This is a genomic window from Mesorhizobium sp. M1E.F.Ca.ET.063.01.1.1, assembly GCF_003998155.1.
In the GTDB taxonomy this organism is placed as follows: domain Bacteria; phylum Pseudomonadota; class Alphaproteobacteria; order Rhizobiales; family Rhizobiaceae; genus Mesorhizobium.
Window position 1 is genome coordinate 1 of sequence record NZ_RZSC01001813.1, and the last position, 379, is coordinate 379.

Below are 379 nucleotides of genomic sequence, written 5' to 3' on the forward strand. Positions count from 1 at the left end.
GCGCCGAACCGGTCGCGGCGAAGACCTTGCCGGCGCTCGAGCGCCTGCACCTGACGCTGCCTGCAAAAGGCCTTGTCGCCATTGTCGGCCCAAGCGGATCGGGCAAGTCGACATTGCTGCGCCGTCTCGCCGGCCTGGAACATGGCGGAATGCAGGGCACCCAACCCCTCGCCGGCGCCGAGATCGCCTGGGTTTCGACCGACAGCTACGTGCCCGAAGGAACGCTCGGTGAGGCCATCGCCTGGAATGCCGGCGCCGTGACCCGGGACCGGCTGGAAGACGCCGCCTGCGTGATCGGGCTGCTCGACGACGCGCTCTTGCCGGGCGGCCTCGATGCCAGGCTCGACAAGGGCGGGGCCAACCTTTCGGGAGGCCAGCG

Annotated in this window: 1 protein-coding gene; it reads left to right on the forward strand. The window is 70.2% G+C overall.

Translation table 11 applies throughout. The features are described 5' to 3' along the window. Positions 1–379: ATP-binding cassette domain-containing protein (locus EOA29_RS40990; protein ID WP_127222635.1), on the forward strand; the 379-nt coding region annotated here is incomplete at both ends.